General features: G+C 51.6%; 7 protein-coding genes and 1 pseudogene. All 8 read left to right on the top strand.

Going from position 1 to position 8,199, the window contains the following annotated elements; all coding sequences use genetic code 11:
• A pseudogene (gene tuf / locus P346_RS22890) lies at positions 1-173 on the top strand (elongation factor Tu); the annotation flags it as partial.
• Between the two features lie 228 nt (positions 174-401).
• Positions 402-785, top strand: coding sequence for a preprotein translocase subunit SecE (secE, locus tag P346_RS00025; protein WP_014068449.1), 384 nt, complete (start codon positions 402-404; stop codon positions 783-785).
• A gap of 1 nt (position 786) precedes the next feature.
• Positions 787-1,332 carry a transcription termination/antitermination protein NusG gene (gene nusG / locus P346_RS00030; RefSeq protein ID WP_002438628.1) on the top strand — a complete coding sequence of 182 codons (546 nt, stop codon included), beginning with the start codon at positions 787-789 and terminating at the stop codon, positions 1,330-1,332.
• A gap of 155 nt (positions 1,333-1,487) precedes the next feature.
• Entirely contained in the window at positions 1,488-1,916 is a 429-nt protein-coding gene (rplK, locus tag P346_RS00035; RefSeq protein WP_008503452.1) for a 50S ribosomal protein L11, read from the top strand.
• A gap of 3 nt (positions 1,917-1,919) precedes the next feature.
• Complete coding sequence (rplA, locus tag P346_RS00040) at positions 1,920-2,624, top strand: 50S ribosomal protein L1 (RefSeq protein WP_006810530.1); 705 nt, start codon at positions 1,920-1,922, stop codon at positions 2,622-2,624.
• Between the two features lie 291 nt (positions 2,625-2,915).
• Positions 2,916-3,413 (top strand): 50S ribosomal protein L10, encoded by a 498-nt coding sequence (gene rplJ, locus P346_RS00045; RefSeq protein ID WP_001207203.1) that lies wholly within the window; start codon positions 2,916-2,918, stop codon positions 3,411-3,413.
• A 66-nt stretch (positions 3,414-3,479) separates the two neighbouring features.
• Positions 3,480-3,845: a 50S ribosomal protein L7/L12 gene (gene rplL, locus P346_RS00050; protein ID WP_006176746.1), complete on the top strand. Its 366-nt coding sequence runs from the start codon at positions 3,480-3,482 to the stop codon at positions 3,843-3,845.
• 319 nt (positions 3,846-4,164) lie between these two features.
• Entirely contained in the window at positions 4,165-8,193 is a 4,029-nt protein-coding gene (gene rpoB, locus P346_RS00055; protein ID WP_023334099.1) for a DNA-directed RNA polymerase subunit beta, read from the top strand.
• Positions 8,194-8,199: the final 6 nt, after the last annotated feature.

Genomic DNA, 8,199 nt, shown 5'->3' with positions numbered 1-8,199 from the left:
TGACCGGTACCATCGAACTGCCAGAAGGCGTTGAGATGGTAATGCCAGGCGACAACATCAAGATGGTTGTGACTCTGATCCACCCAATCGCGATGGACGACGGTCTGCGTTTCGCAATCCGTGAAGGTGGCCGTACCGTTGGCGCGGGCGTGGTTGCTAAAGTTCTCGGCTAATCGCTGATAACATTTGACGCAATGCGCATGAAAAGGGCATCATTTGATGCCCTTTTTGCACGCTTTCACATCAGAACCTGGCTCATCAGTGATTATTTTTGTCATAATCATTGCTGAGACAGGCTCTGCAGAGAGCGTATAATCCATAAAGGGATTAGCGTTTCGATTTGGCTCGCCTCGCAATCGCGGGGTGAAATTATTTGTAGAATTCTTCTGACAGGTTGGTTTATGAGTGCGAATACCGAAGCTCAAGGGAGCGGGCGCGGCCTGGAAGCGATGAAGTGGGTCGCTGTTGCCGTGCTGCTGATTGTGGCAATCGTTGGCAACTATCTTTATCGTGACATGATGCTGCCGCTCCGCGCGCTGGCAGTGGTGATTCTGATTGCTGCAGCGGGCGGTGTCGCGCTGTTGACGACTAAGGGTAAAGCAACCGTTGCTTTCGCTCGCGAAGCACGTACCGAAGTCCGCAAGGTCATTTGGCCGACTCGCCAGGAAACATTGCACACCACGCTGATCGTGGCTGCAGTGACTGCGGTAATGTCACTGATCCTGTGGGGACTGGATGGTATTCTGGTTCGCCTGGTTTCCTTTATTACTGGCCTGAGGTTCTAAGATGTCTGAAGCCCCTAAAAAGCGTTGGTACGTCGTTCAGGCGTTTTCCGGTTTTGAAGGCCGCGTAGCAACGTCGCTGCGTGAGCATATCAAATTACACAACATGGAAGAGTTATTTGGCGAAGTTATGGTTCCGACCGAAGAAGTGGTTGAGATCCGTGGCGGCCAACGTCGCAAAAGCGAGCGTAAATTCTTCCCGGGTTACGTGCTGGTTCAGATGGTGATGAACGACGCGAGCTGGCACCTGGTGCGCAGCGTACCGCGCGTGATGGGCTTTATCGGCGGCACGTCTGACCGTCCGGCGCCAATCAGCGACAAAGAAGTTGATGCGATTATGAACCGCCTGCAGCAGGTGGGTGATAAACCGCGTCCGAAAACGCTGTTTGAGCCGGGTGAAATGGTTCGTGTTAGCGACGGTCCGTTTGCTGACTTTAATGGTGTGGTTGAAGAAGTGGACTACGAGAAGTCCCGCCTGAAAGTTTCCGTTTCTATCTTTGGTCGTGCGACCCCGGTAGAACTGGACTTTGCGCAGGTCGAAAAAGCCTAAGCAGCGATCAAAAAAGCGGCGATTTAATCGTTGCACAGGGCGCGAGATTGGAATACAATTTCGCGCCTTTTGTTTTTATGGGCCCGGCCCGTAAAACGAATTTTATTCACGGGGAGCCTCCCTGAGGCGCTATCACCCAATCAGAGGATTTTAGAATGGCTAAGAAAGTACAAGCCTACGTCAAGCTGCAGGTTGCAGCTGGTATGGCGAACCCAAGTCCACCAGTTGGTCCAGCTCTGGGTCAGCAGGGTGTGAACATCATGGAATTCTGTAAAGCGTTCAACGCCAAAACCGAATCCCTGGAAAAAGGTCTGCCAATCCCAGTCGTAATCACTGTTTACGCTGACCGTTCTTTCACTTTCGTTACCAAAACCCCTCCAGCAGCTGTTCTGCTGAAGAAAGCGGCTGGTATCAAGTCTGGTTCCGGTAAACCGAACAAAGACAAAGTGGGTAAAATTTCCCGCGCTCAGCTGCAGGAAATCGCGCAGACCAAAGCTGCCGACATGACTGGTGCCGACATTGAAGCGATGACTCGCTCAATCGAAGGTACTGCACGTTCCATGGGCCTGGTAGTGGAGGACTAAGAAATGGCTAAACTGACCAAGCGCATGTCCGTGATCCGTGACAAAGTTGATGCGACCAAACAGTACGACATCAACGAAGCTATCGCTCTGCTGAAAGAACTGGCAACTGCTAAGTTCGTTGAAAGCGTTGACGTTGCCGTTAACCTCGGCATCGACGCGCGTAAATCCGATCAGAACGTTCGTGGCGCAACTGTACTGCCACACGGTACTGGCCGTTCCGTTCGCGTAGCTGTATTTGCTCAGGGTGCAAACGCTGAAGCTGCTAAAGCTGCCGGCGCTGAACTGGTAGGTATGGAAGATCTGGCTGATCAGATCAAGAAAGGCGAAATGAACTTTGACGTTGTTATTGCTTCTCCAGATGCAATGCGCGTTGTTGGCCAGCTGGGCCAGGTTCTGGGTCCACGCGGCCTGATGCCTAACCCGAAAGTGGGTACTGTAACTCCTAACGTTGCTGAAGCGGTTAAGAACGCTAAAGCAGGTCAGGTTCGTTATCGTAACGACAAAAACGGCATCATCCACACCACCATCGGTAAAGTGGACTTTGACGCTGACAAACTGAAAGAAAACCTGGAAGCTCTGCTGGTTGCGCTGAAAAAAGCAAAACCAACTCAGGCGAAAGGCGTGTACATCAAGAAAGTTAGCATCTCCACCACCATGGGTGCAGGTGTTGCAGTTGACCAGGCTGGCCTGAGCGCTGCTGCAAACTAATGCCTTTACGTGGGCGGTGATTTTGTCTACAATCTTACCCCCACGTTTGCTAACGAAAGTTAGCGGCTAAAAGATTTGTTCGTTGGAGCCTGGCCTAATCCAGGCCTCCGTCGAAGACCGCAGGTGTTTCGCAAGAGACTTAATCCCCTGCGTAGACGGTGACAGAACGCTAAGATTATTTTTGGATACTCTGGCTTGTTTCTGCTCACCGTATTAAGACGCTCTTTCCGTTTGGAAGAGTGAAGTGAGTTCCGGAACATGAGTTCCGGCAAACATCCAGGAGCAAAGCTAATGGCTTTAAATCTTCAAGACAAACAAGCGATTGTTGCTGAAGTCAGCGAAGTAGCCAAAGGCGCGCTGTCTGCAGTAGTTGCGGATTCCCGTGGCGTTACTGTAGACAAAATGACTGAACTGCGTAAAGCAGGTCGTGAAGCTGGCGTATACATGCGTGTTGTTCGTAACACCCTGCTGCGTCGCGTAGTTGAAGGTACTCAGTTCGAGTGCCTGAAAGACACGTTTGTTGGTCCGACCCTGATTGCATACTCTATGGAACACCCGGGCGCTGCTGCTCGTCTGTTCAAAGAGTTCGCGAAAGCGAATGCAAAATTTGAGGTCAAAGCTGCAGCCTTTGAAGGTGAGTTGATCCCGGCATCGCAAATCGATCGCCTGGCAACCCTGCCGACCTACGAAGAAGCAATTGCACGCCTGATGGCAACCATGAAAGAAGCTTCGGCTGGCAAACTGGTTCGCACTCTGGCTGCTGTTCGCGATGCGAAAGAAGCTGCTTAATCGCAGTTATCTTTATAAAGCATTCGCTTACGTATAAACTTATTCTGATTTTCAGGAACAATTTAAATGTCTATCACTAAAGATCAAATCATTGAAGCAGTTGCAGCTATGTCCGTAATGGACGTTGTAGAACTGATTTCTGCAATGGAAGAAAAATTCGGTGTTTCTGCTGCTGCTGCTGTAGCTGTAGCTGCGGGCCCGGCTGAAGCTGCTGAAGAAAAAACTGAATTCGACGTAATTCTGAAAGCTGCTGGCGCTAACAAAGTTGCTGTTATCAAAGCAGTACGTGGCGCAACTGGCCTGGGTCTGAAAGAAGCTAAAGACCTGGTAGAATCTGCTCCAGCTGCGCTGAAAGAAGGCGTGAGCAAAGACGACGCAGAAGCACTGAAAAAATCTCTGGAAGAAGCTGGCGCTGAAGTTGAAGTTAAATAAGCCAACTTTTCTGGTTGCAGCCTAAGTAATTAGGCTGATGGCTGGTGACTTTTTAGTCACCAGCCTTTTTGCGCTGTAAGGCATCAGTAGCATTTCACACTGTTTGACTGCTGATTGTCCTGACAATGCATGTTTCTATCGACGACTTAATATATTGCGACAGGGTGCTCGCTCTGTGTAAATCGCGACGAAATGATTTAAGCGTGATAGCAACAGGTATTGCGGAAAGTATTCAATTTTCCGGTCCACAAAATAGTGTTGCACAAACTGTCCCTTCGTCGGACAGATGGGTCGACTTGTCAGCGAGCTGAGGAACCCTATGGTTTACTCCTATACCGAGAAAAAACGTATTCGTAAGGATTTTGGTAAACGTCCACAAGTTCTGGACATTCCATATCTCCTTTCTATCCAGCTTGACTCGTTCCAGAAGTTTATCGAGCAAGATCCTGAAGGGCAGTACGGTCTGGAAGCAGCCTTCCGCTCCGTGTTCCCGATTCAGAGCTACAGCGGTAACTCCGAGCTGCAGTACGTCAGCTACCGCCTTGGCGAACCGGTGTTTGACGTTCAGGAATGTCAGATCCGTGGCGTGACCTATTCCGCACCGCTGCGCGTAAAACTGCGTCTGGTGATCTACGAGCGCGAAGCGCCGGAAGGCACCGTAAAAGACATTAAAGAACAAGAAGTCTACATGGGTGAAATTCCACTCATGACAGACAACGGTACTTTCGTTATCAACGGTACTGAGCGTGTTATCGTTTCCCAGCTGCACCGTAGCCCGGGCGTCTTCTTCGACAGCGATAAAGGTAAAACACACTCTTCCGGTAAAGTACTGTATAACGCACGCATCATTCCTTACCGTGGTTCATGGCTGGACTTCGAGTTCGATCCGAAAGACAACCTGTTTGTCCGTATCGACCGTCGTCGTAAGCTGCCTGCAACCATCATTCTGCGTGCGCTGCAATACACCACTGAACAGATCCTGGACCTGTTCTTTGAGAAAGTGATCTTTGAAATCCGCGACAACAAGCTGCAGATGGAGCTGGTGCCGGAACGTCTGCGTGGTGAGACCGCGTCGTTCGACATCGAAGCCGACGGCAAAGTGTATGTGGAAAAAGGTCGCCGTATCACCGCGCGCCACATCCGCCAGCTGGAAAAAGATGATATCAAACTCATCGAAGTTCCGGTTGAGTACATTGCAGGAAAAGTAGCCGCGAAAGATTACGTTGATGAATCAACGGGTGAGCTGATCTGCCCAGCGAACATGGAGCTGAGCCTGGATCTGCTGGCTAAGCTGAGCCAGTCTGGCCACAAACGTATCGAAACGCTGTTCACCAACGATCTGGACCACGGCGCGTATATCTCTGAGACTATTCGCGTCGACCCAACTACCGATCGTCTGAGCGCGCTGGTAGAAATCTACCGCATGATGCGTCCTGGTGAGCCACCAACTCGCGAAGCGGCGGAAAGCCTGTTCGAGAACCTGTTCTTCTCCGAAGACCGCTACGATCTGTCCGCGGTTGGTCGTATGAAGTTCAACCGTTCTCTGCTGCGCGACGAAATTGAAGGTTCTGGTATCCTGAGCAAAGACGACATCATCGAAGTGATGAAGAAGCTCATCGATATCCGTAACGGTAAAGGCGAAGTGGACGATATCGACCACCTCGGCAACCGTCGTATCCGTTCCGTAGGCGAAATGGCGGAAAACCAATTCCGCGTTGGCCTGGTACGTGTAGAGCGTGCGGTGAAAGAGCGTCTGTCTCTGGGCGATCTGGATACCCTGATGCCTCAGGATATGATCAACGCCAAGCCGATTTCTGCAGCAGTGAAAGAGTTCTTCGGTTCAAGCCAGCTGTCTCAGTTCATGGACCAGAACAACCCGCTGTCTGAGATTACGCACAAACGTCGTATCTCTGCACTCGGCCCAGGCGGTCTGACCCGTGAACGTGCAGGCTTTGAAGTTCGAGACGTACACCCGACGCACTACGGTCGCGTATGTCCAATCGAAACGCCTGAAGGTCCAAACATCGGTCTGATCAACTCCCTGTCCGTGTACGCACAGACTAACGAATACGGTTTCCTCGAGACCCCGTACCGTAAAGTGACTGACGGTGTTGTAACCGACGAAATTCACTACCTGTCTGCTATCGAAGAAGGCAACTACGTTATCGCTCAGGCGAACTCCAACCTGGATGACGAAGGCCACTTTGTAGAAGATCTGGTTACCTGCCGTAGCAAAGGCGAATCAAGTCTGTTCAGCCGCGACCAGGTTGACTACATGGACGTATCCACCCAGCAGGTGGTATCCGTCGGTGCGTCCCTGATCCCGTTCCTGGAACACGATGACGCCAACCGTGCATTGATGGGTGCGAACATGCAACGTCAGGCCGTTCCAACTCTGCGCGCTGATAAGCCGCTGGTTGGTACCGGTATGGAACGTGCTGTTGCCGTTGACTCCGGTGTTACTGCAGTTGCTAAACGTGGCGGTACTGTTCAGTACGTCGATGCATCCCGTATCGTTATCAAAGTTAACGAAGACGAGATGTATCCGGGCGAAGCTGGTATCGACATTTATAACCTGACCAAATACACCCGTTCTAACCAGAACACCTGTATCAACCAGATGCCTTGCGTATCTCTGGGTGAGCCAGTTGAGCGCGGCGACGTGCTGGCAGACGGTCCGTCCACCGACCTCGGTGAACTGGCGCTCGGTCAGAACATGCGCGTAGCGTTCATGCCGTGGAACGGTTACAACTTCGAAGACTCCATCCTCGTCTCCGAGCGTGTGGTTCAGGAAGATCGTTTCACCACCATCCATATTCAGGAACTGGCATGTGTGTCCCGTGACACCAAGCTGGGGCCAGAAGAGATCACCGCTGACATCCCTAACGTGGGTGAAGCTGCGCTCTCCAAACTGGATGAATCCGGTATCGTTTACATCGGTGCGGAAGTGACCGGCGGCGACATTCTGGTTGGTAAGGTTACGCCGAAAGGTGAAACCCAGCTGACGCCAGAAGAGAAACTGCTGCGTGCAATCTTCGGTGAGAAAGCGTCTGACGTTAAAGATTCTTCTCTGCGCGTACCAAACGGTGTTTCCGGTACGGTTATCGACGTTCAGGTCTTCACCCGTGACGGCGTTGAGAAAGATAAGCGTGCGCTGGAAATCGAAGAGATGCAGCTCAAACAGGCTAAGAAAGACCTGTCTGAAGAACTGCAGATCCTCGAAGCGGGTCTGTTCAGCCGTATCTATGCGGTGCTGGTTGCCGGTGGCGTTGAAGCTGAGAAGCTCGACAAACTGCCACGCGATCGCTGGCTGGAACTGGGCCTGACCGACGAAGAGAAACAAAATCAGCTGGAACAGCTGGCTGAGCAGTATGACGAACTGAAACACGAGTTCGAGAAAAAACTCGAAGCGAAACGCCGCAAAATCACTCAGGGCGACGATCTGGCACCAGGCGTGCTGAAGATTGTTAAGGTGTATCTGGCCGTTAAACGTCAGATCCAGCCTGGTGATAAGATGGCAGGTCGTCACGGTAACAAGGGTGTTATCTCTAAGATCAACCCGATCGAAGATATGCCGCACGATGCTAACGGTACGCCGGTAGATATCGTACTGAACCCACTGGGCGTACCGTCTCGTATGAACATCGGTCAGATCCTGGAAACCCACCTGGGTATGGCTGCGAAAGGTATCGGCGACAAGATTAACGCCATGCTGAAGCAGCAGGAAGAAGTCGCGAAACTGCGCGAATTCATCCAGCGTGCCTACGATCTGGGTACTGACGTGCGTCAGAAAGTCGACCTGAATACCTTCAGCGATGAAGAAGTGCTGCGTCTGGCTGAGAACCTGAAAAAAGGTATGCCAATCGCAACGCCGGTCTTCGATGGTGCGAAAGAAGCTGAAATTAAAGAGCTGCTGCAACTGGGTGGTCTGCCAACGTCTGGTCAGATTACGCTGTTTGACGGCCGTACCGGTGAACAGTTCGAGCGTCCGGTAACCGTAGGTTACATGTACATGCTGAAACTGAACCACCTGGTCGACGACAAGATGCACGCTCGTTCTACCGGTTCTTATAGCCTGGTTACTCAGCAGCCGCTGGGTGGTAAGGCACAGTTCGGTGGTCAGCGCTTCGGGGAGATGGAAGTGTGGGCGCTGGAAGCATACGGCGCGGCATACACCCTGCAGGAAATGCTCACCGTTAAGTCTGATGACGTGAACGGTCGTACCAAGATGTATAAGAACATCGTGGACGGCAACCATCAGATGGAACCGGGCATGCCAGAATCCTTCAACGTACTGTTGAAAGAGATTCGTTCGCTGGGTATCAACATCGAACTGGAAGACGAGTAATTCTCG

Source organism: Enterobacter sp. DC1, assembly GCF_000568075.1.
GTDB lineage: Bacteria > Pseudomonadota > Gammaproteobacteria > Enterobacterales > Enterobacteriaceae > Enterobacter > Enterobacter asburiae.
This window is presented reverse-complemented; position numbering and strand designations above follow the sequence as displayed.

Bases quoted from the DNA above. Each gene is read 5' to 3' on its own strand.
- secE (WP_014068449.1), top strand. From the start codon at position 402: ATGAGTGCGAATACCGAAGCTCAAGGGAGCGGGCGCGGCCTGGAAGCG.
- nusG (WP_002438628.1), top strand. From the start codon at position 787: ATGTCTGAAGCCCCTAAAAAGCGTTGGTACGTCGTTCAGGCGTTTTCC.
- rplK (WP_008503452.1), top strand. From the start codon at position 1,488: ATGGCTAAGAAAGTACAAGCCTACGTCAAGCTGCAGGTTGCAGCTGGT.
- rplA (WP_006810530.1), top strand. From the start codon at position 1,920: ATGGCTAAACTGACCAAGCGCATGTCCGTGATCCGTGACAAAGTTGAT.
- rplJ (WP_001207203.1), top strand. From the start codon at position 2,916: ATGGCTTTAAATCTTCAAGACAAACAAGCGATTGTTGCTGAAGTCAGC.
- rplL (WP_006176746.1), top strand. From the start codon at position 3,480: ATGTCTATCACTAAAGATCAAATCATTGAAGCAGTTGCAGCTATGTCC.
- rpoB (WP_023334099.1), top strand. From the start codon at position 4,165: ATGGTTTACTCCTATACCGAGAAAAAACGTATTCGTAAGGATTTTGGT.